The sequence below is a fragment of the Streptomyces sp. CB01373 genome, assembly GCF_002803075.1.
GTDB lineage: Bacteria > Actinomycetota > Actinomycetes > Streptomycetales > Streptomycetaceae > Streptomyces.
In genome coordinates this window covers 173960-200618 of record NZ_NNBK01000013.1, presented here as the reverse complement: position 1 = coordinate 200618, position 26659 = coordinate 173960, and the positions used below count along the sequence as shown (strand labels likewise).

The 26659-nt window shown below is 69.5% G+C and carries 28 protein-coding genes; 13 read left to right on the top strand and 15 right to left on the bottom strand.

The genetic code is table 11. The features are described from left to right. Positions 1-58 precede the first annotated feature (58 nt). Complete coding sequence (gene femX, locus CG719_RS22700; RefSeq protein WP_100570509.1) at positions 59-1180, bottom strand: peptidoglycan bridge formation glycyltransferase FemX; 1122 nt, start codon at positions 1178-1180, stop codon at positions 59-61. Positions 1181-1393: 213 nt separating this feature from the next. Further along, complete coding sequence (locus CG719_RS22695) at positions 1394-1717, bottom strand: hypothetical protein (protein WP_100570508.1); 324 nt, start codon at positions 1715-1717, stop codon at positions 1394-1396. Between the two features lie 284 nt (positions 1718-2001). Between CG719_RS22695 and rpsF the strand changes: the two genes are divergently transcribed. The 4 genes from rpsF (at position 2002) to rplI (ending at position 3697) form a co-directional block, all read left to right on the top strand. Beyond that, the gene (gene rpsF / locus CG719_RS22690) at positions 2002-2292 is read left to right on the top strand and encodes a 30S ribosomal protein S6 (protein WP_003975025.1); all 291 of its coding nucleotides are present in this window, start codon (positions 2002-2004) and stop codon (positions 2290-2292) included. A 70-nt stretch (positions 2293-2362) separates the two neighbouring features. After that, the gene (locus tag CG719_RS22685; RefSeq protein WP_100570507.1) at positions 2363-2953 is read left to right on the top strand and encodes a single-stranded DNA-binding protein; all 591 of its coding nucleotides are present in this window, start codon (positions 2363-2365) and stop codon (positions 2951-2953) included. 42 nt (positions 2954-2995) lie between these two features. Beyond that, positions 2996-3232 (top strand): 30S ribosomal protein S18, encoded by a 237-nt coding sequence (rpsR, locus tag CG719_RS22680; protein ID WP_100570506.1) that lies wholly within the window; start codon positions 2996-2998, stop codon positions 3230-3232. Positions 3233-3250: 18 nt separating this feature from the next. Beyond that, positions 3251-3697: a 50S ribosomal protein L9 gene (rplI, locus tag CG719_RS22675; protein WP_100570505.1), complete on the top strand. Its 447-nt coding sequence runs from the start codon at positions 3251-3253 to the stop codon at positions 3695-3697. Positions 3698-3835: 138 nt separating this feature from the next. Here rplI and CG719_RS22670 read toward each other — a convergent pair whose 3' ends face one another. Further along, a complete protein-coding gene (locus tag CG719_RS22670; protein ID WP_100570504.1) occupies positions 3836-5173 on the bottom strand; it encodes an MATE family efflux transporter in 1338 nt (445 codons plus the stop codon). A gap of 460 nt (positions 5174-5633) precedes the next feature. On the opposite strand from CG719_RS22670, the gene dnaB reads away from it, so the two are divergent. Further along, positions 5634-7112, top strand: coding sequence for a replicative DNA helicase (dnaB, locus tag CG719_RS22665; RefSeq protein ID WP_100570503.1), 1479 nt, complete (start codon positions 5634-5636; stop codon positions 7110-7112). A 123-nt stretch (positions 7113-7235) separates the two neighbouring features. Here dnaB and CG719_RS22660 read toward each other — a convergent pair whose 3' ends face one another. Then, positions 7236-7802, bottom strand: a complete 567-nt coding sequence (locus tag CG719_RS22660) for a dihydrofolate reductase family protein (RefSeq protein WP_100570502.1) — start codon at positions 7800-7802, stop codon at positions 7236-7238. A gap of 233 nt (positions 7803-8035) precedes the next feature. Between CG719_RS22660 and CG719_RS22655 the strand changes: the two genes are divergently transcribed. Next, positions 8036-9421 carry a serine hydrolase domain-containing protein gene (locus tag CG719_RS22655; protein WP_100570501.1) on the top strand — a complete coding sequence of 462 codons (1386 nt, stop codon included), beginning with the start codon at positions 8036-8038 and terminating at the stop codon, positions 9419-9421. Positions 9422-9500: 79 nt separating this feature from the next. On the opposite strand, the gene CG719_RS22650 is transcribed toward CG719_RS22655, so the two are convergent. The 7 genes from CG719_RS22650 to CG719_RS22620 form a co-directional block, all read right to left on the bottom strand. Continuing rightward, positions 9501-9953 (bottom strand): GNAT family N-acetyltransferase, encoded by a 453-nt coding sequence (locus CG719_RS22650; RefSeq protein WP_100570500.1) that lies wholly within the window; start codon positions 9951-9953, stop codon positions 9501-9503. Between the two features lie 38 nt (positions 9954-9991). Continuing rightward, positions 9992-10456 carry a MarR family winged helix-turn-helix transcriptional regulator gene (locus CG719_RS22645; RefSeq protein WP_100570499.1) on the bottom strand — a complete coding sequence of 155 codons (465 nt, stop codon included), beginning with the start codon at positions 10454-10456 and terminating at the stop codon, positions 9992-9994. 106 nt (positions 10457-10562) lie between these two features. Further along, positions 10563-11438: a GNAT family N-acetyltransferase gene (locus CG719_RS22640; RefSeq protein WP_234375709.1), complete on the bottom strand. Its 876-nt coding sequence runs from the start codon at positions 11436-11438 to the stop codon at positions 10563-10565. Between the two features lie 91 nt (positions 11439-11529). Further along, positions 11530-12012 carry an NUDIX domain-containing protein gene (locus CG719_RS22635; RefSeq protein ID WP_100570497.1) on the bottom strand — a complete coding sequence of 161 codons (483 nt, stop codon included), beginning with the start codon at positions 12010-12012 and terminating at the stop codon, positions 11530-11532. Between the two features lie 116 nt (positions 12013-12128). Continuing rightward, on the bottom strand, positions 12129-13034 hold the full coding sequence (locus CG719_RS22630) for a LysR family transcriptional regulator (protein WP_100570496.1): 906 nt from the start codon (positions 13032-13034) through the stop codon (positions 12129-12131). Positions 13035-13268: 234 nt separating this feature from the next. Next, entirely contained in the window at positions 13269-14459 is a 1191-nt protein-coding gene (locus tag CG719_RS22625; protein WP_100570495.1) for a cystathionine gamma-lyase, read from the bottom strand. A gap of 97 nt (positions 14460-14556) precedes the next feature. Next, positions 14557-14934 carry a phage holin family protein gene (locus tag CG719_RS22620; RefSeq protein ID WP_100570494.1) on the bottom strand — a complete coding sequence of 126 codons (378 nt, stop codon included), beginning with the start codon at positions 14932-14934 and terminating at the stop codon, positions 14557-14559. Positions 14935-14982: 48 nt separating this feature from the next. On the opposite strand from CG719_RS22620, the gene CG719_RS22615 reads away from it, so the two are divergent. The 4 genes from CG719_RS22615 to CG719_RS22600 all read left to right on the top strand — a co-directional run bounded on the left by CG719_RS22615 (position 14983) and on the right by CG719_RS22600 (position 17321). Continuing rightward, positions 14983-15300 (top strand): cupin domain-containing protein, encoded by a 318-nt coding sequence (locus tag CG719_RS22615; RefSeq protein WP_100570493.1) that lies wholly within the window; start codon positions 14983-14985, stop codon positions 15298-15300. 178 nt (positions 15301-15478) lie between these two features. Further along, positions 15479-15691: a DUF5326 family protein gene (locus tag CG719_RS22610; RefSeq protein WP_100570492.1), complete on the top strand. Its 213-nt coding sequence runs from the start codon at positions 15479-15481 to the stop codon at positions 15689-15691. A 197-nt stretch (positions 15692-15888) separates the two neighbouring features. Beyond that, the gene (locus tag CG719_RS22605) at positions 15889-16788 is read left to right on the top strand and encodes an IclR family transcriptional regulator (protein ID WP_442802742.1); all 900 of its coding nucleotides are present in this window, start codon (positions 15889-15891) and stop codon (positions 16786-16788) included. 95 nt (positions 16789-16883) lie between these two features. Continuing rightward, positions 16884-17321, top strand: a complete 438-nt coding sequence (locus CG719_RS22600) for an SsgA family sporulation/cell division regulator (RefSeq protein ID WP_100570491.1) — start codon at positions 16884-16886, stop codon at positions 17319-17321. A gap of 111 nt (positions 17322-17432) precedes the next feature. On the opposite strand, the gene CG719_RS22595 is transcribed toward CG719_RS22600, so the two are convergent. Further along, entirely contained in the window at positions 17433-18899 is a 1467-nt protein-coding gene (locus CG719_RS22595; RefSeq protein WP_100570490.1) for a YibE/F family protein, read from the bottom strand. A 241-nt stretch (positions 18900-19140) separates the two neighbouring features. On the opposite strand from CG719_RS22595, the gene thiC reads away from it, so the two are divergent. Further along, a complete protein-coding gene (gene thiC, locus CG719_RS22590) occupies positions 19141-20973 on the top strand; it encodes a phosphomethylpyrimidine synthase ThiC (protein ID WP_100570489.1) in 1833 nt (610 codons plus the stop codon). Between the two features lie 126 nt (positions 20974-21099). On the opposite strand, the gene CG719_RS22585 is transcribed toward thiC, so the two are convergent. From CG719_RS22585 to CG719_RS22575, 3 genes are all read right to left on the bottom strand, one after another. Beyond that, positions 21100-21960, bottom strand: a complete 861-nt coding sequence (locus CG719_RS22585) for a hypothetical protein (RefSeq protein WP_100570488.1) — start codon at positions 21958-21960, stop codon at positions 21100-21102. Between the two features lie 182 nt (positions 21961-22142). Then, positions 22143-23240 carry a metallophosphoesterase gene (locus CG719_RS22580; RefSeq protein ID WP_199836736.1) on the bottom strand — a complete coding sequence of 366 codons (1098 nt, stop codon included), beginning with the start codon at positions 23238-23240 and terminating at the stop codon, positions 22143-22145. Positions 23241-23573: 333 nt separating this feature from the next. Then, on the bottom strand, positions 23574-24686 hold the full coding sequence (locus CG719_RS22575; RefSeq protein ID WP_100570486.1) for a LacI family DNA-binding transcriptional regulator: 1113 nt from the start codon (positions 24684-24686) through the stop codon (positions 23574-23576). Positions 24687-25107: 421 nt separating this feature from the next. Here CG719_RS22575 and hisC point away from each other — a divergent pair, with 421 nt between their 5' ends. Beyond that, positions 25108-26187 carry a histidinol-phosphate transaminase gene (hisC, locus tag CG719_RS22570; protein ID WP_100570485.1) on the top strand — a complete coding sequence of 360 codons (1080 nt, stop codon included), beginning with the start codon at positions 25108-25110 and terminating at the stop codon, positions 26185-26187. Positions 26188-26478: 291 nt separating this feature from the next. Further along, positions 26479-26659, top strand: a 181-nt coding sequence (locus CG719_RS36625) for a cytochrome ubiquinol oxidase subunit I (protein ID WP_234375708.1), incomplete at its 3' end; no start/stop codon positions are given.

Below are 26659 nucleotides of genomic sequence, written 5' to 3'. Positions count from 1 at the left end.
AATGCGGTGTATCAGAAGTATGGAAGGTGTCGACGGGGTCGAACCGAAGAGTGTCAGGTCAGCGGCGCGACATGTAGATGTCGAGCGCCTTGTGGAGCAGCTTGTTCAGCGGGAAGTCCCACTCGCCGAGGTACTCGGCGGCCTGGCCGCCGGTGCCGACCTTGAACTGGATCAGACCGAAGAGGTGGTCGGTCTCGTCCAGCGAGTCGGAGATGCCGCGCAGGTCGTAGACCGTGGCGCCGAGCGCGTAGGCGTCGCGCAGCATCCGCCACTGCATCGCGTTCGAGGGCCGGACCTCGCGGCCGATGTTGTCGGAGGCGCCGTAGGAGTACCAGACGTGCCCGCCGACGATCAGCATCGTCGCCGCCGCCAGGTTCACGCCGTTGTGCCGGGCGAAGTACAGCCGCATGCGGTTGGGGTCCTCGGTGTTGAGGGCCGTCCACATGCGCTGGAAGTACGACAGCGGGCGGGGCCGGAAGTGGTCGCGGACCGCCGTGATCTCGTACAGCCGCTGCCATTCCTCGAGGTCCTGGTAGCCGCCCTGGACGACCTCGACGCCGGCCTTCTCCGCCTTCTTGATGTTGCGGCGCCACAGCTGGTTGAAGTTCTTGTGCACCTCTTCCAGCGACCGGTTGGCGAGCGGCACCTGGAAGATGTAACGGGGCTGCACGTCGCCGAAGCCGGCGCCGCCGTCCTCGCCCTGCTGCCAGCCCATACGGCGCAGCTTGTCGGCGACCTCGAAGGCGCGGGGCTCGATGAAGTCGGCCTCCAGGTCGCGCAGACGTTTGACGTCCGAGTCCTGGATGCCCTTCTTGATGGTCTCGGCGTTCCAGCGGCGGATGATCACCGGCGGGCCCATCTTCACCGAGAAGGCGCCCTGCTGCTTCAGATGCGCCAGCATCGGCTGGATCCAGTCGTCGAGATTCGGCGCGAACCAGTTGATGACCGGCCCCTCGGGCAGGTAGGCGAGATACCGCTTGATCTTGGGCAGCTGGCGGTACAGGACGAGACCCGCGCCGACCAGTTCGCCGGTACGTTCGTCGAACCAGCCCAGGTTCTCCGAGCGCCACTCCGCCTTGACCTCTGACCATGCCGGGACCTGCATGTGACTCGCCGCGGGCAGATTCTGGATGTAAGCCAGATGCTGCTCTCGACTGATGGTCCTCAGGGTCAGGCTCATTCGGGGCGCTCCTCGGGCTGGCGTGTCCCCATGGGTACAGGGGCTCCGGCTCTCGCGCCGAAGCCTACTGCGCCCCGGGAGCGCGCAGACTGGCCGTACACAACCTTCGGCCCGGCCCGTTCATCGCCGTGGCAGCGGTCGTGCGGTCGTACGGGCGCGTCCGCGGTCTGTCGGCGGACGCCGTCCCCGAGGAGCGGCCGGGCGTGCCCGGTCTCAGCCGAACAGGCCGCCGAACAGGCCGCCGTGCGCCAGGCCGAGGTAGAAGCCGACCGCGGAGGCGCCGAGGCCGAGCACCAGCCCGAAGCGCTCGCGCGTCGTCACGGAGATCCACTGGCCGTACGCACCGGTGAGGATCCCGACCAGACCGGCCCAGGAGCTCAGCAGGTGCAGGCTGTGGAAGAGGAGCCCGGTGATGAACGCCAGCACGCCCAGTACCAGGGTCACCACGAGCAGGGTGTCCTGGACCGGGTGGGACTTGCCGTCGGTGGCGAAGAGGCCGCCGCCCGCGGCGGTGTTCGGTCGCATCGTCTGTGCCATGGGGCACCTCCAGCGAAAAGCGGCGCATCCTAGCGCCGTGCACACCCGAGGGGTCCAGGTTGACGGGTCTGGCGCCCCGATTTCAACCGGAAGCAGGTGTGCGGGTAGTCTGTACGTTCTGCACGGTGTCTGCCCAGGCTGAGCCACGCCCAATCTGGAGAGTCCGTCAGCCGGCCCTCATTGTCAGTGGCGGCTGATGTACTGCAAGCACTGTTGCGTACGCATCACAACCCTCCTGCCACGGAACGACCGTGGCCGTTGAGTCCAGAGGAGGTGGGTTCCACATGCGTCACTACGAGGTGATGGTCATCCTCGACCCCGATCTCGAGGAGCGTTCTGTCTCCCCGCTGATCGAGAACTTCCTTTCTGTCGTCCGTGACGGCGGCGGAAAGGTCGAGAAGGTCGACACCTGGGGCCGTCGTCGTCTCTCGTACGAGATCAAGAAGAAGCCCGAGGGCATCTACTCGGTCATCGACCTGCAGGCCGAGCCTGCGGTCGTCAAGGAGCTCGACCGCCAGATGAACCTGAACGAGTCGGTCCTCCGGACCAAGGTCCTCCGCCCCGAGATGCACTGAGCCCTTCGCTCAGCTGATCTCGGGATTCGAGTAGCAAGCAGCCAGAGCAAACCCGCCGAGAGGTACCCCCATGGCAGGCGAGACCGTCATCACGGTCGTCGGCAATCTTGTCGACGACCCCGAGCTGCGCTTCACCCCGTCCGGTGCGGCGGTCGCGAAGTTCCGCGTCGCGTCCACTCCCCGCACCTTCGACCGTCAGACGAACGAGTGGAAGGACGGCGAGAGCCTTTTCCTGACCTGCTCGGTCTGGCGTCAGGCGGCGGAGAACGTCGCCGAGTCGCTCCAGCGAGGCATGCGCGTCATCGTGCAGGGCCGGCTGAAGCAGCGGTCCTACGAGGACCGTGAGGGCGTCAAGCGCACGGTCTACGAACTGGACGTCGACGAGGTCGGTGCCAGCCTGCGCAACGCCACGGCCAAGGTCACCAAGACCTCGGGCCGCGGTGGCCAGGGTGGTTACGGCGGCGGTGGCGGCCAGGGCGGCGGCCAGGGTGGCGGCCAGGGCGGCGGCGGCTGGGGCGGTGGCCCCGGTGGCGGCCAGCAGGGCGGTGCTCCCTCCGACGACCCGTGGGCGACCGGTGCTCCCGCCGGTGGCAACCAGGGCGGCGGCTGGGGCGGCGGCTCCGGCGGCGGTGGCGGCTACTCGGACGAGCCCCCCTTCTAGGCGGGCCGTACCCCAACTTCTTGATCACACAGGAGAAACACCATGGCGAAGCCGCCTCCGCGCAAGCCTAAGAAGAAGGTCTGCGCATTCTGCAAGGACAAGGTCACGTACGTGGACTACAAGGACACGAACATGCTGCGGAAGTTCATTTCCGACCGCGGCAAGATCCGTGCCCGTCGCGTGACCGGCAACTGCACGCAGCACCAGCGTGACGTCGCCACGGCCGTGAAGAACAGCCGTGAGATGGCGCTGCTGCCCTACACCTCCACTGCGCGCTAAGGGAAGGGTGAGCCACACATGAAGATCATCCTCACCCACGAGGTCTCCGGCCTCGGTGCCGCGGGCGACCTCGTGGACGTCAAGGACGGCTACGCTCGCAACTACCTGATCCCGCGGAAGTTCGCTATCCGCTGGACCAAGGGCGGCGAGAAGGACGTCGAGCAGATCCGTCGTGCTCGCAAGATCCACGAGATCCAGACCATCGAGCAGGCCAACCAGATCAAGGCCCAGCTCGAGGGCGTGAAGGTCCGCCTGGCCGTTCGCTCCGGCGACTCCGGCCGCCTGTTCGGTTCCGTCACCCCGGCCGACGTCGCCTCGGCGATCAAGGCTGCCGGCGGTCCCGAGGTCGACAAGCGCCGCATCGAGCTCGGCGCGCCGATCAAGTCCCTGGGCGGTCACGAGACGTCCGTGCGTCTGCACCCCGAGGTTGCCGCCAAGGTCAACATCGAGGTTGTCGCCGCGTAAGGCGTTCCGCTCTGCTTGAGCAGTTGGTAGGGGCCGTATCCGTCGAGGATGCGGCCCCTACCGCGTGGCTGAGTCAACGGCCCGGGCAACGGTGTTTCATGTGAAACCTGGCAGGCCGTGGTGTTTCACGTGAAACGTTCAGCGTGCCGCTCCCGTGACGATCCACCGGCCCGAGCGGGAACGCAGCCAGAGCGTCAGCATCCGCACCGCCATCATCAACGTCATGGCAGCCCAGAGCGCGGTGAGTCCGCCGCCCAGCACGGGCACGAGCAACGCCACGGGTGTGAAGACCGCCAAGGTCACCAGCATGGCCCCGGCGAGATACGGTCCGTCTCCCGCACCCATCAGCACACCGTCCAGGACGAAGACCACGCCGCAGATCGGCTGGGAGAGCGCCACCAGAAGCAGCGCTCCCAGTGCCGTGTCCTTGACGAGGGCGTCACTGGTGAACAGCGGCAGGAAGAGCGGTCGGCTCACGAACACCAGGAGCCCGAGGGCGAATCCGACGGCCGTCCCCCACTGCACCATGCGCCGGCAGGCCTCGCGAGCGCCCTGGGGATCGCCGGCGCCGAGGTAGCGGCCGATGATGGCCTGCCCGGCGATCGCGATGGCGTCGAGGGCGAACGCGAGCAGGCTCCACAGGGACAGGACGATCTGGTGGGCGGCAATGTCCGCGTCGCCGAGGCGGGCCGCCACGGCCGTGGCGATCATCAGGATCGCCCGCAGGGAGAGCGTACGGACGAGCAGCGGGGCACCGGCCTGTGCCGATGCCCTGATTCCGGCCCGGTCGGGCCGCAGGGAGGCATGGTGCCGACGCGCTCCACGGACGACCACACAGAGATAGACCGCCGCCATGCCGCACTGGGCGATGACGGTGCCCCAGGCCGAGCCCGCGATGCCGAGTCCGGCGCCGTAGACGAGCCCGACATTGAGGACGCCGTTGGCGACGAACCCGGCGATGGCCACATACAGCGGTGTCCGGGTGTCCTGAAGTCCACGAAGGACTCCGGTCGCGGCCAGCACAACGAGCATGGACGGAATGCCGAGTGAGGAGATGCGCAGATAGGTCGTCGCATACGGCGCCGCCGTGGGCGAGGCGCCGAAGAGGTCCACCAGGGCGGGCGCGGTGGGCAGGACCACCGCGATGACGGCGGCCCCGAGTAGCAGCGCCAGCCAGATGCCGTCCATGCCCTGGCGGATGGCTGCCGGGATGTCGCCCGCGCCGACGCGGCGGGCGACCGCCGCCGTGGTGGCGTAGGCGAGGAAGACGAAGACGCTGACAGCGGTGGTCAGAAGGGCCGAGGCGATGCCGAGTCCGGCGAGCTGCGCCGTGCCGAGATGGCCGACGATCGCGCTGTCGGCCATCACGAAAAGGGGCTCGGCGACGAGCGCGCCGAAGGCCGGTACGGCCAGCGCGACGATCTCTCGGTCGTGCCGGCGCCGGGTGGCCGGGCGGCGTGCGGGGGCCTGTGTCATGAGCACTAATGTAATCGTCCACAGGTAAGAGATGCAAAGCTCTTGCACTCCTTACTTGAGCTTTGATGGCGTTCGCTTGTGCGTACCGTTCGAGACGATCTTGGTCCGACTGGGAAAGTTTTTCTTCTGCACAGCCGGTGGATGGGAAAGTGGCAGGTCAGAAGAGGTCCGTGGGTGACGCCGAGGGCTTTTTCACAGGGCTGTCCACCGGCTCGTGCACAGGTTTCGCCGAGTTCTCCACAGCATCGGGGCCGTCGTCCACATGGCCTGTGGATAACCAGATTGGCTGACGCTGTTCTGGGCCCTACCGTGGTCCGGCGCCCGCTCCGTCCGCCGGCTTCCAAAGCGTCATAAACCTGACGCGCCTGAAGCGGAGTTGGGCCTCTCATTTTGTCAGTGCCGTCCCGTACAACAGACGGGCACGGCGAGGTCCGCTCGGCGGACGGGAGGAGGCTGCTCGGTGAGCATTTCCGAGCCCCTGGACGACCCGTGGGCCGACAGCGGCCCAAGTGATCGTCTGCCCGCCTCCCGCCGCCGCCCCGACACGGACCGCGGCCGGGACGACCAGCACGACCGCGGCAGGGAGAACGGCGCGTGGGACGACGGGGGCTCCGCCTTCGAACGCGTTCCTCCACAGGACCTCGACGCCGAACAGTCGGTGCTCGGTGGCATGCTCCTGTCCAAGGACGCCATCGCCGACGTCGTGGAGATCCTCAAGGGCCACGACTTCTACAAGCCGGCCCACGAGACGATCTACACGGCGATCCTCGACGTCTATGCCAAGGGCGAGCCGGCCGACCCCATCACCATCGCCGCCGAGCTGACCAGACGCGGCGAGATCAACAAGGTCGGTGGCGCCTCGTATCTGCACACGCTCGTGCAGACCGTGCCGACGGCGGCGAACGCCGCGTACTACGCCGAGATCGTCCATGAGCGTGCGATCCTGCGCCGCCTGGTCGAGGCGGGTACGCGCATCACCCAGATGGGATACGCGGCCGACGACGACGTCGACGAGATCGTCAACCGAGCCCAGGCCGAGGTCTACGCGGTCACCGAGCAGCGGACCAGCGAGGACTACCTGCCGCTGGGCGACATCATGGAGGGCGCGCTCGACGAGATCGAGGCGATCGGCTCGCGCAGCGGGGAGATGACCGGTGTGCCCACCGGGTTCACCGACTTCGACTCGCTGACGAACGGACTGCACCCGGGTCAGATGATCGTCATCGCCGCGCGCCCCGCGATGGGCAAGTCGACGCTCGCGCTGGATTTCGCGCGGGCGGCGTCGATCAAGAACAACCTGCCCAGCGTCATCTTCTCGCTGGAGATGGGGCGCAACGAGATCGCGATGCGTCTGCTGTCCGCCGAGGCCCGGGTCGCCCTGCACCACATGCGTTCGGGCACGATGACGGACGAGGACTGGACGCGGCTGGCCCGCCGGATGCCCGACGTCTCGGCAGCTCCGCTCTACATCGACGACTCCCCGAACCTGTCGATGATGGAGATCCGGGCCAAGTGCCGGCGCCTGAAGCAGCGCAACGACCTCAAGCTGGTCGTGATCGACTACCTCCAGCTGATGCAGTCCGGCGGCTCCAAGCGTGCCGAGAGCCGGCAGCAGGAGGTCTCGGACATGTCCCGTAACCTCAAGCTGCTGGCCAAGGAGCTGGAGGTCCCGGTCATCGCGCTCTCCCAGCTCAACCGTGGCCCCGAGCAGCGCACCGACAAGAAGCCGATGGTCTCCGACCTGCGTGAGTCCGGATCCATCGAGCAGGACGCCGACATGGTCATCCTGCTGCACCGCGAGGACGCCTACGAGAAGGAGTCACCGCGCGCCGGCGAGGCCGACCTGATCGTCGCCAAGCACCGCAACGGCCCGACCGCGACCATCACGGTCGCCTTCCAGGGCCACTACTCACGCTTCGTGGACATGGCACAGACCTGATCGGGCGGCTTGTACGGTCTCAGATTTCGTGGCCAAATCTCACGAGCGATGGCCAAGCGATGGCATATCCGACACGAATCTGAGACTGGCAGGTCAAGCCGCCGTGAGACAGCGGGAAGCTGCTCAGCGCCTCGTCTCGTACCTGGTCAGGACCACGCCGCCGGGAAACGTCCGCGTCTCCACCAGGTTCAGGTTCACCCAGCTGTCCAGCGCGGTGAAGAACGGCGTGCCGCCGCCCACGAGGACCGGATGGGCGGCGATCACGTACTCGTCGATCAGCCCGGCGCGCATGGCCGCCCCGGCGAGCGTTGCGCCGCCGATGTTCATTGGGCCGCCGTCCTCGGCCTTGAGCCGGGTGATCTCGGCGATCGCGTCGCCGGTGACCAGGCGGGTGTTCCAGTCGACCTTGTCGATCGTCGAGGAGAACACCACCTTCGGCGTGTCCCGCCAGTTCCGCGCGAACTCGATCTCCGCCGGGGTGGCGTTGGGCTGCTGGTGGCCGGTCGGCCAGTAGGAGCTCATCGTCTCCCACAGCTTGCGCCCGTACAGCGACAGGCCACTCGCCTGTTCGTGGTCGAGCCACCACTGGAACAGCTCGTGGCTCGGCGGTCCGCTCCAGCCGATGTCGTCGCCGGCCGCGGCGATGTAGCCGTCCAGGGTCAGATTCATGCCGTAGATCAGTTTCCGCATGGCCCAGCCTTCCGTTCGTGGGTGTCCGGCGTATAGACCAGTGCGGCGCGGGAAACTCATCGGTGCGCGATCTGGGTTCGCCTGAGACAGCCAAGAATGCCCAGGTTGCGCAAGATCGACATGTCATGAGCGGCGAGACCCTACACGGCCGCGGTCCGGTCGAGCGTGGCTCTTCGCGGCCGTGCGGAAAAATGTGCTCGACGTGTGCCCGACTCTCCGGGTGGACTGTGGGCATGACGACATTTCAGGATGACCTGCTTCCCGGTACTCGCCGGGCTTTGCTGCACCGGATCGCCGTGGCCCAGGCCGAGGGGCGGGCGCCGTCGCTCGTCGCAGCGGTCGTCCGGGAGGGGCGGACGGTCTGGCACGGTGCGCGGACGTCGGTGGACGGACACGCACCGGATCAGAACACGCAGTACCGCATCGGCTCGATCACCAAGACCTTCACCGCCGTGCTTGTTCTGCGGCTGCGCGACGAGGGCCTGCTCGACCTCGGGGATCCGCTGGAGAAGCATCTGCCGGGCACCGGCGTGGGGGAGGCGACCGTAGCCGAACTGCTGGCGCACACGAGCGGGTTGGCCGCCGAGTCGCCGGCGCCCTGGTGGGAGAGGTCGCCGGGGGTCCTGCGGCCCGAGCTGGCCGATGTGCTGGGCGAGGAGCCGCTGCGCCATCCGGCCGGCCGGCGGTTCCACTACTCGAATCCCGGTTACACCCTGCTGGGCGCGCTCGTCGAGGAACTGCGGGGCGCTCCCTGGGAGGACGTCCTTCGGCGGGAAGTGCTCGAACCCCTGGGCCTGCACCGCACGGGTGCCCGTCCCGAGGCGCCGCACGCGGGGGGCTGGGCGGTGCACCCCTGGGCCGACGTGATGCTGCCCGAACCCGCCGAGGACCTCGGGCGCATGGCTTCGGCCGGGCAACTGTGGTCCACGACGGGGGATCTGGCGCGCTTCGCCGTCTTTTTGGTCCAGGGAGACGACCGGGTGCTGAGCGCCGAGTCGCTTCGGGAGATGAGGACTCCGGCGGCTCCGCCCGAGGCGGCGGATGTGGCGTCCGGGTACGCGTACGGCCTGGGGCTCGAGGTGCGGCGGTGGGGCGAGCGGCTTCTGGTCGGACACGGCGGGTCGCTCCCGGGCTTTCTGGCCTCGCTCACCATCGGCGTGGAGGACGACGTGGCCGCGGTGGTGCTGGCGAACTGCACGTCCGGGCCGGCGCTTGCCGCGGTGGCGGCCGACCTCGTGGGGATCGTCGCCGACGCCGAGCCGCGGATCCCGGAGCCCTGGCGGCCGCTGCGGAAGGCCGAGCCGTCGGTGCTGGAACTGGCGGGACAGTGGTACTGGGGGACGTACGGGTTCGGCCTGCGGCTGACGGCCGACGGGCTCGCCTCGCTGGAGCCGCTGTCCGGTAACGGCCGTCGTTCACGGTTCCGGGCGAACGGTGACGGCACCTGGACGGGGCTGGAGGGCTACTACGCCGGCGAGGTGCTGCGGGTGGTGCGGCGGCCGGACGGGTCCGTGGACCATCTGGACCTCGGGTCGTTCGTGTTCACGCGTCAGCCGTACGACGTAGAGGCTTCCGTGCCCGGCGGCGTCGACCCGGAGGGATGGCGAGGCATCGGATAAGCCCGGAAGTCCTCCACGATCCGAGGGGCGGGCGTTTCACGTGAAACGCCCGCCCTTCGGCGTGTTTGTCTTCACGGGCTCACAGATGGAGCTTGAAACCCACGTGCGAGGCTTCGAAGCCCAGGCGCTCGTAGAAGCGGTGGGCGTCGGTGCGCGTCCTGTCCGACGTGAGCTGGACCAACTGGCAGCCCTCACGCCGTGAGGTGTCGATGGCCCACTCGATGAGTCGCGTGCCCAGCCCGCTGCCGCGCTCGTCCGCGTGGATGCGGACGGCTTCGATGATCGACCGGGTGGAGCCGCGCCGGGACAGGCCCGGAATGATCGTGAGCTGGAGTGTGCCGACGACGCGGTCCTCGCGCTCGGCGACCACCAGGTGCTGGTGGGGATCGGCGCTGAGCCGCTCCAGCGCGGCCAGGTAGGGCGCGAGGTCGTCTGGGGACTCGCGCCGCGCCCCCAGCGGGTCGTCCGCGAGCATGGCTACGATGGCGGGGACGTCGGCGGCGACTGCGGCTCGTATGGCGAGATCTTCCATGGCCCGCACCCTATGCGGCGATCCGGCTCGCGCCGGGACTAGGCCGGGGCGGTGGCGTGCAAGGACTCGACGGCCCGGACCAGTGGTGCCAGCTCCGGGTTCTTCGCGGCTTCGTCGAGTGCCTCGCGCAAAGCCCCGTCGTTGGTCGGCCGGGCCTCCGCCAGGAGCTTGAGGCCGGCTTCGGTGACGTTGGTGTAGATGCCGCGACGGTCGGTGGGGCACAGGTAGCGCTCCAGGAGACCGCGGTCCTCGAGCCGGGTGACCAGTCGGGTGGTGGCGCTCTGGCTGAGGACGACCGCGTCCGCGACCTGCTTCATCTGCAGATGGCCGCCCTCACCGTCGTGCTGCCGGCTGAGCACGTCGAGCAGGGAGTATTCGCGCACGCTCAGATCGTGCCCGGCCTGAAGGGCGCGCTCGATGCGCGTCTCGATCCCGCCGTGCAACAGGGCGAGCGCCGACCAGCCCTGGGCCAGGGCAGTGAGCGCGGGGTCCGTCGCTGTCATGGGCGTCTCCTCCGTCCCGGAGCGGCTGCGTCCAGGATAGAGCAGCGCAGCAATAGACCGCCTTCAAAGATATGGCGCGCATGCAACAATCGAGTGGCCTCGTCCCTCAGCCCGCCGCGACGGTGAGCGGAGCGAAGCGGCGGGTCCAGTCCCCGGGCGGCTCCGCGACGCCGTACATCATGACGTCGTTGCCGAACACCGGGGCCAGCCCGCGTTCCGTAACCCAGGCCAGCAGCTCCTTGTGACGCACGTCGATGTCGGTGCGCAGCCGGCGGTCGGTTCCGGCGGCGAGGGAGGCGATCAGAGCCTTGGCCGTCTCCGTGTCCCGGGCGATCAGGGGGCCCACCACATGGGTGTCCATGTTGGGCCAGGCCGCCGCGTACCCGATGATCCGGCCGCGCTCCTCGGCGACGCGCAACTGGTCGGCGAACGCGGGCAGTCGCGTGACGGCCGGGGTCCGGTCGACGCCGAACACCTCCTCGTCGAGCCGGAGGATGCCCGCGAGGTCCGCCGCGGTGGCCGCGCGTGTGGCGATACGGGATCGTGGCTCATCCGGCCCGTCCGGCGTGAAGTGCCCGACCACCATCTCCGCCCTGCCCGTGACCTTGAAGCCCAGCTCCTCGTAGAGCGGACGGCCGAACGGTGTCGCATGGAGAGTCAGGGGGGTGCTGCCCATCGTCGAGACGACATGGCGCATCAGCCGCCGTCCGATTCCCTGGCGGGCATGTCGTTCCGCGACCAGGACCATGCCGATGGCGCCGAGATCCGGACGGCCCTGCGGTCCGTACTCGCTCACGACGCACGTGGCGACGAGTCCTCCGTCCGGGTCGTCGATGCCGTAGCCCGTACCGGCCGTCAGAAGGAAGCTCCACTTGTGCTCCTCCCGCAGCCATCCCCGGTTCTCGGACAAGTCGGCGCAGGCGGTGAGATCACGAAGCGTCAGGCGGCGGATGGGGAAACGCGCGGAGGAAGGAGTCGACACGCAGGTCAGGCTGTCCGAAGGACCCCCTCGGCGTCCACCCGTTTGGGACCACACGTACGTGCTTTTGGCCATGCCGGACCGACCGGTGCCCTCAGCCCAGGTCGGGAGCGTGCATGGCCCGCACGCCCTCGATGTTCCCGTCCAGGTAGTGGCGCAGGGACAGTGGGACGAGGTGGACGGAGGCGATGCCGACCCGTGTGAACGGCACACGCACGATCTCGTACTCCCCGGCGGGCTGGTCCACCTCCGGGCCATGCCGCTGGGAAAGGTTCATGGACTCCAGCCGGCAGACGAAGAAGTGCTGCACCTTCACACCGGTCGCGCCACCGTCCTCGCCGATGTGCTCCACGGTGTCCACGAAGCAGGGCACGACATCGATGATCTTGGCGCCGAGTTCCTCGTGCACCTCGCGGTGCAGGGCGTCGACGACAGTCGCGTCACCGGGCTCGACCCCGCCGCCGGGAGTGACCCAGTAGGGATCGACACCAGGCTTGGTGCGCTTGATCAGGATCAGGTCGTCACCGTCGAGGAGAACGGCGCGGGCGGTGCGCTTGACCACGGGTCGGACGGTCATGGGAGAAATGTGGCCCGGCTGGTTCCACGTGAAACATCGCACGCCGCTTCGGTCTCACGCCGCGCTCTTCTCCCTCATCCAGTAGCCGCGCTCTTCTTCACTCAGTACCAGTTCGCTCAGTACCACGTGGTGGCCGCCCGCAGCAGCCACTCGTGGGCCCGCGCGATGTGCGGCATCGCCAGCGTTCCGGCGCGGACCGCGAGGAAGTAGGTGCGCAGCGGCGGTACCGCCGGCTCGTGCAGGGGCACGATCTCGCCCCGCCTCAGGGCTGCGGCGCACAGATACCGGGGCAGCACCGCGAGCCCCGCGCCCGCGACCACGCAGGCGAGGACCGCGCGCAGATCGGGAACGATCACCGTGCCGGACGCCGCGGGCCGGGCGTTGAAGACCGAGCCCCAGTAGCGGGAGGTGAAGGGGAGCGACTCGTGAACCTCGATCACGGGGACAGTCTCCAGTGCGGGCGCGACCGTGCGACGTGGTGTCGCGGGAGTGATCCGCTCGGCCCAGCGCGGAGCGGCGACCAGGACGTGTTCCTCGTCGCACAGCGGAGCCGCCGTGAGCAGTCCGCCTCGGGGCCGGGCCGTGCTGATGGCCAGATCGTGATGTCCGGCGGACAGTCCGTCCAGGATCTCCTCGGCGGTCCCGAAGGAGGTACGCAGCGCGAAGCCCTGTCCGTCGTCGCCGGTCAGTCCGGTCAGTGCGGGCAGGGCTCGTTCCGCGACGAACTCCGGCGGCCCGGCCAGGTGCAGCGTGCGCAGGGAGGACTCTTCGTCGAGGTCGGACTCGGTGATCTCCACGAGCGCGTCCAGGTGTGGCGCGGCCTTGTGCGCGAGCTCGTCGCCGATGGTCGTGGGCGTCACACCACGGGCCCTGCGCAGGAACAGGGGACGTCCCAACTGCCGTTCCAGCGTGCGGATCTGTGAGGTGACGGCCGGCTGGGAGAGACCGAGGAGCGCCGCGGCGCGGGTGAAGGAGCCCGCGCGGTGCACGGTCACGAACGTGCGCAGCAATGCCAGATCCATGCACGCCCACCCCTCTTGGTGCCCTTTCGCGCGGCCCCCGGCCCCGCCCAACTATAAATATGTCGATAGGTCTCTGTCGCTACCGTGATTGGACACTGACGGAGAGTCAACTAGCCTTGGTCGCGCGGTTCTTGCGCGCGGAACCGAGGACGGTCCGAGCCACGAGGGGGGAGGCTCGGACCGTCCGCCCTGCGTGGATGGAAGCGGGCGGCGGCGGGCGGTGCCCGCGAAGCGTCAGCCGGCCGGCTCCGCCGACTCCTCCAGCGCCCGCAGTACATCCGCCACCAGGTCCTCGGGGTCCTCGGCGCCGACGGACATCCGGATGAAGCCCTCCGGCACCGCGTCGCCGCCCCAGCGTCCGCGTCGCTCGGCGGTGGAGCGCACCCCGCCGAAGCTCGTCGCGGGGTCCACGAGCCGCAGCGCGTCGAGGAAACGCTCGGCACGCGCACGCGTGGGCAGCGTGAAGGACACCACGCACCCGTAGCGCCGCATCTGCCGTGCGGCGGTCCTGTGCGAGGGGTCGTCGGGCAGCCCCGGGTAGCGCAGCCCGGTCACCTCCGGCCGTCCGCGCAGCGCCTCGGCGAGAGCGAGGGCGGAGGTGTTCTGACGGTCGACGCGGAGTTGCAGGGTGGCGATCGAACGGTGGGCGAGCCAGGCCTCCATCGGCCCCGGGATCGCGCCGACGATCTTGCGCCAGCGGCGTACGGCCGCCATGGCCTCGCCGCCGCGGCCGGCGACGTATCCCAGCAGGATGTCGCCGTGCCCGGTGAGCTGCTTGGTGCCGCTGGCCACGGAGAAGTCCGCGCCCAGTGCCAGCGGCCGCTGCCCGAGCGGGGTCGCCAGCGTGTTGTCGACGGCGACCAGGGCGCCACGCGCGTGTGCCGCCTCGACCAGCCGCCGGATGTCGCACACGTCCAGCCCCGGGTTCGACGGGGACTCGATCCACAGCAGTCGTGCCCCGTCCAGCGCGTCGAGCTGGGCGTCCCCGCCGGTCGGTGCCGTGCGCACCTCGATCCCGTACTCCTGAAGCTGCTCGCGCACCAGGGGCAGCGCCTGGTAGCCGTCGCTGGGCAGCACCACCGTGTCCCCTGTGCGCAGCTGGGAGAAGAGCACCGACGAGATGGCGGCCATGCCGGAGGCGAACACCAGCGTCTCGACGCCGTCCTGCCCGGGTGCCTCCAGTTCGCCGATGGCGCGCTCCAGCAGCGTCCAGGTCGGGTTCTCGTCGCGGCCGTAGGTGTAGGGGCCCGTGGGGTCGCCCGGCAGATGGAAGTGGGCGGCGAACACCGGCCCCGGAAGCGTCGGTTCGTGTTTGACCGGCTCGGGCAGCCCGGCCCGCACCGCACGTGTTCCGTCACCCGCGCCGGTGGGGAAACGGGGCTGCTCCCGCGTGCCGTTCCGGTCGTCCGCAGCGGAGTCGTTCATGCCGCCTGCCTTCCTTCGCCTGCTGTTCGTTCTGCGGTGGGCCGAGCGCGGCCCGCCGCCCACTTCCTGCTCGGGGGTGCTTCCTCGGCCCCTCGGGTCAGTCCTCGTCCGGCAGGACCAGGTTCAGCGCCCAGGAGACGACCGAGACGATCAGACCGCCCAGGACGGCCGTCCAGAAGCCGTCGACGTGGAAGCTCAGATGGAGCTTGCCGCACACCCACGACGTCAACAGCAGCATCAGCGCGTTGACCACGAGGGTGATCAGGCCCAGTGTGAGGATGAACAACGGGAAGGTCAGTACCTTCACCACCGGCTTGACCAGGAAGTTCACCAGCCCGAAGATCAGGGCGACGACGATCAGCGTGCCGGCCTTCTTGGCGGTGTTGTCCCCGGTCAGGGTGATCTTGTCGAGCACCCACACGGCGACCGCCAGGGCGCCCGCGTTGGCGATCGTCTTGACTACGAAATTCTTCATGTGTCTGATCGTGGCAGACCAGATCGACTACGAGTACGGGCGAGGACGATGAAGGCATTCCGGCTGGACGAACTGGAGACGGAACGAGCCGCGAACGAGGGCGCCTACCTTCAATTCCTGCGCGAGCGGAACATGTCGGTCGGTCTGTACGCGCTCGACGCGGGCGGGCAGGACCCGCAGAAGCCGCACAACCAGGACGAGGTGTACTTCGTCGTCAGCGGCCGCGCCTCCATCACGGTCGGTCTGGAGACGACCGAGGTGGCCCGCGGCAGCGTGGTGTACGTACCGGCCGGAGTCGCCCACAAGTTCCACCACATCAGCGAGGATCTGCGGGTCCTGGTGGTGTTCTCTCCCCCGGAAGCCTGAGGCGGCGTCTCGGGGTTCCCTAGGGGACCGGTCAGGGCAGGACAAGGGGTGCGAGGGCCCCGCGGGCGCCCTCCCGGCTCTAGCATCGAACGCAGAACACCGGCAGGGTCCGCACCGGGGAGTGCGAGCCGCCGACAGGACCCGGCCCCGAGCCGGCGGAGAGATGAGGACGAGGGCAATGCGAGAGATCTTCGCGGGTCTGCCGTGGTGGGTGAAGTGGATCGCGGTGCCCGTCATCGCTCTGGTCGTCTTCGGTGGCGTGATAGCGAGCGTGATCGGCTTCGTGGTGTGGCTGCTGTTCAAGGTGCTGATCTTCGTGGCGCTGGTCGGCGGGCTGATCTACATCGTGCGGAGGTTCCTGACGGGTTCGTCCTCGCGCAGCGACTGGTGAGTGTCAGGGGCAACCGGTGGCCGGTAACGGGAATCGCCGGTTCCCTCGCGGGAGGGAAGTTTCGCGGACAAGCCGTCCGTGTGCGGTGACAGGCGGATAGGGTCCGGAGATCGACGCGGGGGCCGTCCCCCGCGGGCGCGCACACCCCCCCATCGTGTTCCCGCACGGCTGCCCCCTCGCGCTACGGGAGTGACCCCTTGGCCACGGCTGACACCGCACCCGCAGAACGGCACGCGCCGCCCGCACCCCGGGGGCCGTCCCGCTCGACGGCCCTCCCGGCACAACCGCGTTCGTCGGCCCCCGTGGAACGGCCCGGGGCCACGGTCCCGGAGCAGCCACGGCCCCAGCAGCCCCCGACCCTCATCGGGTCCGTGCAGCGCGCGATGCGCCTGCTGGAGGCCGTCGCGCGGCACGAGCACGGAGCGCCCGCGAAACAGCTCGCCCGTGAGACGGGCCTGGCCCTGCCCACCGCCTACCACCTGCTGCGCACCCTCGTCCACGAGGGCTATCTGCGCCGCGACCGGGGCCTGTTCTTCCTCGGCGAGGCCGCTGAACGACTGAGCAGCAGCGGAGCGGCGCAGAAACGTCGCAGCACGATCGTCGAGGCGCTCGCCCAGTGGCGGGACTCCATCGGTGCTCCGGTGTACTACGCGATGTACCGCGAGGGCGAGATCGAGCTCATGTGCGTCTCCGCCACCGCGGCCGCCCCGGCGGTCGAGGAATGGGCCGGCTTCCGCGAGACCGGGCACGCGCACGCGGTCGGCCAGTGCCTGCTGTCCCAACTGGACGACAGGGCCCGCCGCGACCATCTGGACCGCTACCCCGTGCAGTCCCTCACCCCGTACACGGTCCGTGACGGCCACTCGGTGCTGCGGCGTCTCGAGCGCATCCGGCCGATGGAACCGGTGACCGAGCGGCAGGAGTACGCGCTGGGGACGGTCTGCGCGGCGATCCCCATCACGGTGGGCACCACGGCGGCCGCGATGGCCCTCTCCCTGCCGGCCCACCAGGCGGACCGGCTCCTGCCCGCCGCGCGCCAGTTGCAACGCGAGGTCGGACGGCGTCTGGGCTCTCTGGCGCTCTCTATCAGTATCTGAAAACTCACTCCTTGTGATCTGGTGTGTACGTTCAGCAAGATGCACCAGTCACGGGAAGGATTCCCGGCCAGTCGACGGCAAACACCGGGGTAGCGATGCGCGAGTCCGTACAGGCAGAGGTCATGATGAGCTTTCTCGTGTCCGAGGAGCTCTCCTTCCGCATCCCGGTGGAGTTGCGGTACGAGACCAGTGATCCCTATGCCGTACGGCTGACCTTTCATCTGCCCGGGGACGCCCCGGTGACCTGGGTGTTCGGGCGGGAACTGCTGATCGACGGGGTGGGGACCCCGTGCGGGGACGGCGATGTGCGCATCTCACCGGCCGGCCGCGACTCGCTGAGCGAGGTCCTGATCCGGCTTCAGGTCGGTGGCGACCGGGCGCTGTTCCGCTCCTCGACGGCGCCCCTGGTGGCGTTCCTGGACCGTACGGACAAGCTGGTGCCCCTGGGGCAGGAGGGCGCGCTGGCCGACTTCGACGCCCACCTCGACGAAGCACTGGACCGCATCCTGGCGGAGGAACAGAGCGCGGGCTGAGACCTCGCGGCAGGGGGACACGAGCGCTGCCGTAACGCTTCGCCACGGCGCCAGGGCGTGCAGGAACGCTTCACCGGTCGCCCGGGAGGCAGACGGCCCCCGGGCCCCACGTCAGCGCCTGCGGCGCCTGCCCCGTGCGCCGCGCGCCGGAGCGGGCAGGGCGGCCGGTGCCGCGGCCTCTATCAGTCCCGGACGGTCGGCCGAGACCACGAGCGCCGCCAGCGCAGTGGTGACCGGCACCGAGGCGACCAGGCCGATCGAGCCCACCAGCGTGCGCACGATCTCCTCCGCGACGAGTTCACTGGTGGCGACGGTCGTCACACCGCTCTGCGCGATGGAGAACAGCAGCAGCAGGGGGAGCGCCGCACCCGCGTACGCGAGGACGAGGGTGTTGACGACGGAGGCGATGTGATCGCGTCCGATGCGGATGCCCGCGCGGTACAGCTCGCGCCGGCCCATCGCGGGGTTGGCCTCGTGCAGCTCCCAGACCGCCGAGGTCTGGGTCACCGTCACATCGTCCAGGACGCCGAGCGAGCCGATGATGACACCGGCGAGCAGCAGGCCGCTCATGTCTATCGACGGATACAGGCCGTGGATCAGTCCGGTGCTGTCGTCGGTGTTGCCGGTCAGCGCGGCCCAGCCGATGAACAGGGAGCCCAGAAAGCCGATCAGCATCAGCGAGATCAGCGTGCCGAGTACCGCGACCGAGGTACGGGCGGACAGGCCATGGCACATGTACAGCGCGATCAGCATGATGGCGCTGGCCCCCACCACCGCCACGACCAGTGGGTTCGATCCCTGAAGGACCGCGGGCAGGATGAAGAGGTTCAGCACCAGGAAGCTGATGGCCAGCGCGACCAGCGCCATGACGCCCCGCATCCGCCCGACGACCACGACGGCGAGTGCGAAGACACCGGCCAGCAGCGCCATCGGGAAGCGCCGGTCGACGTCGGTGACCGAGTACTGCAGGTCCTTGGGTGCCGAGGGCTCGTAGGCGACCACGACCTTCTCGCCCTGGTGCAGCTGCCGGGACTGGTCGGGCTGCACGATCTCGGTGAAGGTACGGCCCTTGTCGTTGCCGGTATCCACCCGGATCGTGGCCTTCTTGCAGGCGCCGGACTGCTGCTGCTGTGCGGAGGAGCCCTCGGCGGTGGAGGTGTCACCGGTCGGTGTGTCCCCGGAGGCGTTCACCGACCCGCAGCTGACTTCGAGCACCTCGACGACGGTGGCCTGCTGGGCCTGCCGGTCGAAGCCGACGCCGGTGCGCTCGTGCGACGGGGCCCCGCCCGGCCACAGGACGGCGAGTCCGGCCACCACCAGGGCGGCGAACGGAATCAGGATCGCGGCGATCACCTTGCGGAGGTGCTTCGACACGGGTGCGGCGGGCCCGTGGCTGTGACTGTGCCCGTGTCCGCCGCCGCTCCCCGGGCCGTGTCCGCCGCCGGTCGCGGGGCCGTGCCCGTGGCCGGTACCGGCGCCGTGCCCATGGCTCGTACCCGTGGCTTCCTGGCCGTGCCGGAAGTCCTGTTCGCGCCGGGGTTCGGGCGGCGGATGGGGGAACTGCTCTGTCGTGGTCACCGCCCGATCATCGCAAGAACGGGACAGGCCCACTGTTCACCGCGCCACAATGGACGCTAGCGTGGTGGCACCTTTGCACACGCGGGAGCTCGGAGCACCGGGCTGAGAGGGCGCTGACCTCCGTCTTCGCGATGTTTCACGTGGAACGTGCGATGTTTCACACGAGACGCCGACAGACGGACACCGCTGCGTCGACCGCCGAACCTGTTACCGGGTAATGCCGGCGTAGGGAGTAGGTCTCATGACCAACAAGGACGTACGCACGCCTGCCTCCAAGCAGATCCCCGGCGGCGCGGAGCAGATCGCTTCCGCCGCTTCCGGCGAGGAGGCCGGGAAGTCCATCGGCTGGCACAAGGGCTACGTGGAGGGCTCACGGCCCGATCTGCGGGTGCCGGTCCGTCAGGTGCACCTCACCAACGGGCAGTCGGTCACGCTGTACGACACCTCCGGCCCGTACACCGATCCGCTCGTCGGCACCGATGTCCGCAGGGGCCTGCCGCCGTTGCGGGAGAACTGGATCGTGGCCCGCGGCGACACCGAGGATTACGCGGGCCGTCCGGTCCGCCCCGAGGACGACGGAATCAAGCACACCTCGCCGCGCGGCGGTCTGCGCAACCTCGACGCGGTGTTCCCCGGACGGCCGCGCCAGCCCCGCCGCGGCCGTGACGGCCGAGCCGTGACACAGCTCGGGTACGCGCGGCGCGGGGAGATCACTCCGGAGATGGAGTTCGTGGCCATCCGGGAGAACGTCGCTCCCGAGACCGTCCGCGAGGAGATCGCGGCAGGCCGTGCGGTGCTGCCGGCCAACGTCAACCACCCGGAGATCGAGCCGATGATCATCGGCAAGCGGTTCCTGGTGAAGGTCAACGCCAACATCGGCAACTCCGCGGTGACCTCCTCCATCGAGGAGGAGGTGGAGAAGATGACGTGGGCGACCCGCTGGGGCGCCGACACGGTCATGGACCTCTCCACCGGCCGCAACATCCACACCACCCGGGAGTGGGTGCTGCGCAACTCCCCCGTCCCCATCGGCACGGTCCCGCTCTACCAGGCCCTGGAGAAGGTGGACGGCAGGGCCGAGGAACTGACCTGGGAGATCTACAAGGACACCGTCGTCGAGCAGGCCGAGCAGGGCGTGGACTACATGACCGTCCACGCCGGGGTGCGCCTCGCCCATGTGCCGCTCACCGCGAACCGCAAGACCGGCATCGTCTCGCGCGGCGGCTCGATCATGGCCGCCTGGTGCCTGGCGCACCACAAGGAGTCCTTCCTCTACGAGAACTTCGAGGAGCTCTGCGAGATCCTCGCCGCCTACGACGTCACCTACTCGTTGGGCGACGGGCTCCGACCCGGCTCGATCGCGGACGCCAACGACGAGGCCCAGTTCGCGGAACTGCGCACGCTCGGGGAACTCGGCCGGATCGCCAGGCGTTTGAACGTACAGACCATGATCGAGGGCCCGGGACACGTCCCGATGCACAAGATCAAGGAGAACATCGACCTTCAGCAGGAGATCTGCGATGAGGCTCCGTTCTATACGCTCGGCCCGCTGACGACGGACGTCGCACCGGCGTACGACCACATCACCTCCGGCATCGGCGCGGCGATGATCGCCTGGTGGGGCACGGCGATGCTCTGCTACGTCACGCCCAAGGAGCACCTGGGCCTGCCCAACCGCGACGACGTCAAGACCGGCGTCATCACCTACAAGATCGCCGCCCATGCGGCCGACCTCGCCAAGGGGCACCCGGGCGCCCAGGAGTGGGACGACGCGCTGTCCGACGCCCGCTTCGAGTTCCGGTGGGAGGACCAGTTCAATCTCGCCCTCGACCCGGACACGGCGCGGGAGTTCCATGACGAGACCCTCCCGGCGGAACCCGCCAAGACGGCCCACTTCTGCTCGATGTGCGGCCCGAAGTTCTGCTCGATGAAGATCAGCCAAAGCATCACAGAGCGGTTCGGCGGTGCGGCGGCCGAGGGTGCCACGGCGGAGGAGATCGCCGAGGGCATGCTGCAGAAGTCGAAGGAGTTCGCGGAGGCGGGGAACCGGGTGTACCTGCCGATCGCCGACTGACGCAAGGCGGGGCGGTGCTCTCCGCGAGTGGGCAAGGGCACCGCTCCGGTCGCTCTCGGGACGTGCCCCCGCCGCCGGTGGGGGCGAGGACGAGAGCGTCGCCTCGGGGAGAGACTCCGGTGGCGGTTACTCCGGCTGGTGTTCCGGGCCTCCGAAGTCCGGGCTGCTGAAGTCGGGGCTGGAGAAGCGCGGGCGGCGGGTCGGGGCTCCGTCGTCCGGGCTGCTGAAACCTGGCCGGTCGTAACCGAGTTGCGGCATGCGGCCGGTCGGTGCCGCCGGTCCCGCATACCCCGGCGAGGGGGAGCGGGGGTCGGCGAGCGCCTCGCGCAGGAACGGCAGGATGCCCCGTTCGAGCAGGGCCTCCTGCCAGGCCTCCCTCGCCTGGGCCACCTCCTCGCCCAGTTCGGCGTAGGCGCCGCTGTCGAGCGAGGGGCGGTTGCGCAGCGCGGTGAGCAGCAGCCCGGCCGCGGCGGCGAGGATCGCGGCCGCGGTCAGGGCGCCGAACACCCAGCCCACCGTGATCATGGACTGGGCGAACGCCTGGTCAGGGTCCAGCATCCTCAGGAGGTAACCGAGGAGGAGGAAGAGGGCCGCTGCGGTGCCGGCGAGGACGGGGGCGAGCACCGCGACGACGGCGCCCGCGCCCGCGCCGTGGGTCTCGGCGGTCTCGCCCATGGTGGCGGCCAGTCGGACCGGCCCGCCCGGCTCCGCCGAGCCGGCCCCGGTGAGGGAGGACGGGACGGCCGGCGCCGGCCGCCGCAGTTCCTCCCGGAGCTTGACGTAGTGGTGGTACTCGGTCGCCGCGGCCGCCGTTATGACTGCGGTGGCGCTCAGCGCCATGGTGCGCAGTTGTTCCGAGTTGAGCCGCTGCCCGGCAGCGGCCGGTTCCGGGTGGTGTGGGGCGGAGCGCAGCGCCTCATCGAGGATCCGCTCGTATTCCTGGCGGTCCTCGCTCAGCAGGTGCTGCGGAACGCTGTTCATGTGCATCCCCCGATGCTCCGTAGGGCTTGGGGCTCGCATGGCGGCGAGCCGTCGGGCAGAAACGGAGGGGAGCCTGCTACGGATAAGCCGATGGTAGAGCCGTGACGGCGCGCGGTGACAGGGGGTTTCCACAAATTGGGTGGCGACCTGCGCGGTCGTCTCCGCGGGGCGGGCTGCCCGGTGAACGGTCAGATGCCGAGGGGCAGTTGCTCGACCAGCAGTTTCCCGGCCATGGTCACGCCACCGTCCATCGCGATGGCGAGTCCGTCGGCGTAGACGTGCGGTCCCTCCACGACCGGACCCGCGGACTCCTCGCCCTCCTCGGTGCCGACTTCGCCCAGCAGATAGGGAATGGGGCTGTGGCCGTGAACGATGCGGGTGCCGCCGTACGTATCGAGCAGGGAGCGTACGGCGTCGGAGCCGCCCTCGTCGCGGAAGGAGAAGCGCTTGGTGAACTTGCGGAACAGCTCCCAGACTTCGTTCACGTCGTTGCGGGTGAGCGTCTCGCGGACGGTGTCGTTGACCTCTTCGATCGAGGCGCCGTACTCGAGGTAGGAGGTGGTGTCCGAGTGCACGAGCAGGTAGCCGTCGACCGCCTCGACGGCGTCGAGACGCGCCATCCACTGCAGGTGGTGGTCCTGGAGGCGGTCCATGTCGGACTTCTGGCCGCCGTTGAGCAGCCAGGCCGCCTGGAAGGTCGCGGTGCCCGCGCCGGAGTTGACGGGGGTGTCGCCGAACCGCTTGGCGCCGAGCAGCAGCAGCTCGTGGTTGCCCATGAGGGCCTTGCAGTAGCCGCCGGCCGCGGCCGCCTCGGCGGACAGCCGCATCACGAGGTCGATGACGCCGATGCCGTCCGGGCCGCGGTCGGTGAAGTCGCCGAGGAACCACAGCCGCGCGGTGCCCGCGCACCACTGGCCGGCGGAGTCGACGAGTCCCTTGGCCTGGAGCGCGGCGACGAGCTGGTCGAGGTAGCCGTGCACGTCACCGACGACGTAGAGGGGGCCCGGGGCGGCGGCGGACTGCCGGGTCGGAGCGGAGGCCGGGTCGACCGCCGCCTGAAGCGTGTCACCGCGCTTGATGACCGGCAGGTCGCGCTCGGTGGGCGTGTACGCGGCCGAGTAGCCCTCCTTGGGCGCCGCGGTGGCCTTGTCGGCCGGCCGGGCCGTCTCGGCGGGATGCGTGCCGCGGGCGTACGGGCCGGCCTCGTTCACGTACGCGGGGACCCGGAAGTCGCGCAGCGTAGCCGTCCGCTCCACCTCGGGTCCCTGACCGGCCCCCTGAGTCATCGACCCCTCCACCATCGCGCCGCCTGTGCACCGCTTCGGACTGCCTGGTCGCAGCGGCCCGCGGTGTCGTGGGCCCATCATAGGAACGCGGATCGCGCCATGTGATGACCCAGGGGTGGTGAATCGGGACTGGACTCCGGTTCACCGTGGCTTTCGCCCCGATTGGGCAGTCTTCGGCGGTCCCGCGGCCACCCGAGTCCCGGGCGCCCGCGGGGTCACTCGTGTCCTGCGCGGCACGGCGGCCATCGTGCCCCAGGGTCTTTCGTTTGGATCAGGCCGGATCAGGGAGCGGTGCCAGGGCCCGCGAGCCCGGCATGATCCAAACGAGAGGCCCTAGCGGTCCTCCGACGCGCGGGGCGGGCTGACCGTCCTGCGCTGGGTGCGGCGCTGCGACGAGGTGCGCACGATCAGCTCGGTCGGTATGACCTGCTCGACCGGCTGGTCCGACTCGACCCCTTCGATGGCGTCGATGAGGAGCTGGACGACCGCCGTGCCGATCCGGCGCGGCTTCAGGGAGAGCGTGGTGATGGGCGGCTCGGTGCTGGCGTACACCGTGGACTCGCTGCAGCACACCAGCAGCAGGTCGTCGGGGACGCGCAGGCCGTAGCGGCGGGCGGCGGCGAGCAGGTCGGTGCCGTTGGGGTCGAACAGCCCGTAGACGGCGTCGGGCCGGTCGGGGCGGGCCAGCAGCCGGTCGGCGGCGACGGCGCCCGCGCACGGGTCGTGGGCGGGGTAGGCCTCGTACACCGGGTCCTGGCCGACGCGCTTGCACCACTGGAGGTAGGCGGTCGTCGACAGGTGGGTGTAGGTGTCCGTCGTGGTGCCGGTGAGCAGGCCGATGCGGCGGGCGCCGGCCTCGGCGAGGTGGTCGAGGATGCCCAGGACGGCGGCTTCGTGGTCGTTGTCGACCCAGGCGGTGACCGGGAGCGCCCCGGCCGGGCGGCCGTCGCTGACCACCGGTAAGCCCTGCCGCACCAGTTCGCTGACGACGGGGTCCTGGTCGGAAGGGTCGATGACGACCGTGCCGTCCAGGGCGACGTTCGACCACACGTCGTGGCGCGAGGTCGCGGGCAGGATGACGAGGGCGTAGCCGCGGGCGAGCGCGGCCGAGGTGGCGGCGCGGGCCATCTCGGCGAAGTACGCGAACTCGGTGAAGGTGAAAGGTTCATCCCCGTACGTGGTCACGGTCAGGCCGATGAGGCCGGACTTGCCGGTACGGAGCGTGCGGGCCGCGGCCGAGGGGCGGTACCCCAGCCGGTCGGCGACCTCGCGGACATGGCGCCGGGTGGCGTCGGGGAGCCGTCCCTTGCCGTTGAGGGCGTCGGAGACGGTCGTGATGGAGACTCCGGCGGCGGCGGCCACGTCTCTGATGCCCGCCCGGCCCGGCCGGCTTCCTCGGCGTGAGGTTTCCGCGCGGCTCACCTGGTGCTTCCCTGCTGCTGTCATGGCGAGCCGATAGTAGGGCTCTTGCGGTGGGGTAGTGCGGACGCATATGCACCCGTTGGCAGGCACGTTTCTGCATGGCCATTTGGGTCCAAGCGCCTTTGAAACCATGTCAGTTACCCAGTTTCATGTTAGGACGTGACCCGGCGGCACGCATGGACCTGTCGAGCCCTCGATGTCTCGAAGAGGTCTCAACTCACCTGCACGGGGGATGCGCGCCACGGCGCAAGCCACCGGCGCGTAGATATATGTGTGACGCGCCCCCCAATTCGTACGTCTTCGTACGGGCGTGCCGTCGATGTCGGTGTGACGGACGCGGCCGGCCCTCGCGCGAGGTGATGGTCGCCGACCCATACGCAGCGGCGCCCAATCCTCTTAAGGTGTGCAGTATTGGATGCCGGTGGTGGTCACGAGGAGGACTGCGGTGAGCGAGACAAGCCCGAAGCTGCGTGCTGAGCTGGAGGGTATCCCCACCTACAAGCCGGGGAAGCCCGCCGCGGCCGGCGGTCCGGTGGCGTACAAGCTGTCCTCGAACGAGAACCCCTACCCGCCGCTGCCGGGGGTCATGGAGACGGTGACGACGGCCGCCGCCGCCTTCAACCGCTACCCGGACATGGCGTGCACGGGCCTGACCAACGAGCTGGCCGAGCGTTTCGCCGTGCCGGCCTCGCACGTGGCCACGGGCACCGGTTCCGTCGGTGTCGCCCAGCAGCTGATCCAGGCCACCAGCGGCCCCGGCGACGAGGTCATGTACGCCTGGCGGTCCTTCGAGGCGTACCCGATCATCACACAGATCAGCGGGGCGACCTCCGTGAAGGTCCCGCTGACGCCCGGTGACGTGCACGACCTGGACGCGATGGCGGACGCGATCACCGAACGCACGCGTCTGATCTTCGTCTGCAACCCGAACAACCCGACCGGCACGGTGGTGCGGCGGGCCGAGCTGGAACGGTTCCTCGACCGCGTGCCCTCCGACGTACTGGTGGTCCTGGACGAGGCCTACCGCGAGTTCATCCGCGACGCCGAGGTGCCGGACGGCGTGACGCTCTACCGCGACCGGCCGAACGTCTGCGTGCTGCGCACGTTCTCGAAGGCGTACGGCCTCGCCGGGCTGCGCGTCGGCTTCGCCATCGCCCACGAGCCGGTCGCGGCGGCGCTGCGCAAGACGGCCGTGCCGTTCGGAGTCAGCCAGCTCGCGCAGGAGGCGGCGATCGCCTCGCTGCGCGCCGAGGACGAGCTGCTGGGCCGGGTCGGCTCGCTGGTCTGCGAGCGCATCCGGGTGGTCGACACGCTGCGCGCACAGGGCTGGACGGTGCCCGAGACGCACGCCAACTTCGTGTGGCTGCGGCTGGGGGAGCGGACGGTCCCCTTCGCGGAGGCCTGCGAGCGGGCCGGCGTGGTGGTCCGGCCGTTCCCGGGTGAGGGCGTCCGGGTGACCGTCGGGGAGGCCGAGGCGAACGACATCTTCCTGAAGACGGCGGAGGCGTTCCGCAAGGAGATCTGATCCGGCCATGTCCGATCCGGCCAGGACTGATCAGGTTGCGCCTGATCCGGGCCGGGCCTGATCCGGTCGGAGACGAGTCGGTCCTCGGTCGGCCGAAGGCGACGCGGGAGCGCGCGAGAAGGGGGTCCCCCGGGTTCTGGGGGGGACCCCCTTCCCCGTCCGAAAATCAGTGGGTCATAATTGCTTGTGAATGTGAACGCGTTCACAAGCGAGTCCGATTGTTGCCTGTTGTGCAGGTCACACCGGGATCAACCGCCGCCGTGACCGCGGTGACGTAAGGAGAGTGACGACGTGAACCTGGCGTTGGCGCCGGAGACACTGGCGCGCTGGCAGTTCGGCATCACGACCGTCTACCACTTCCTGTTCGTTCCCCTGACGATCTCGCTGGCCGCCCTGACGGCCGGACTGCAGACCGCCTGGGTGCGCACAGAGAAGGAGAAGTACCTCAGGGCCACCAAGTTCTGGGGCAAGC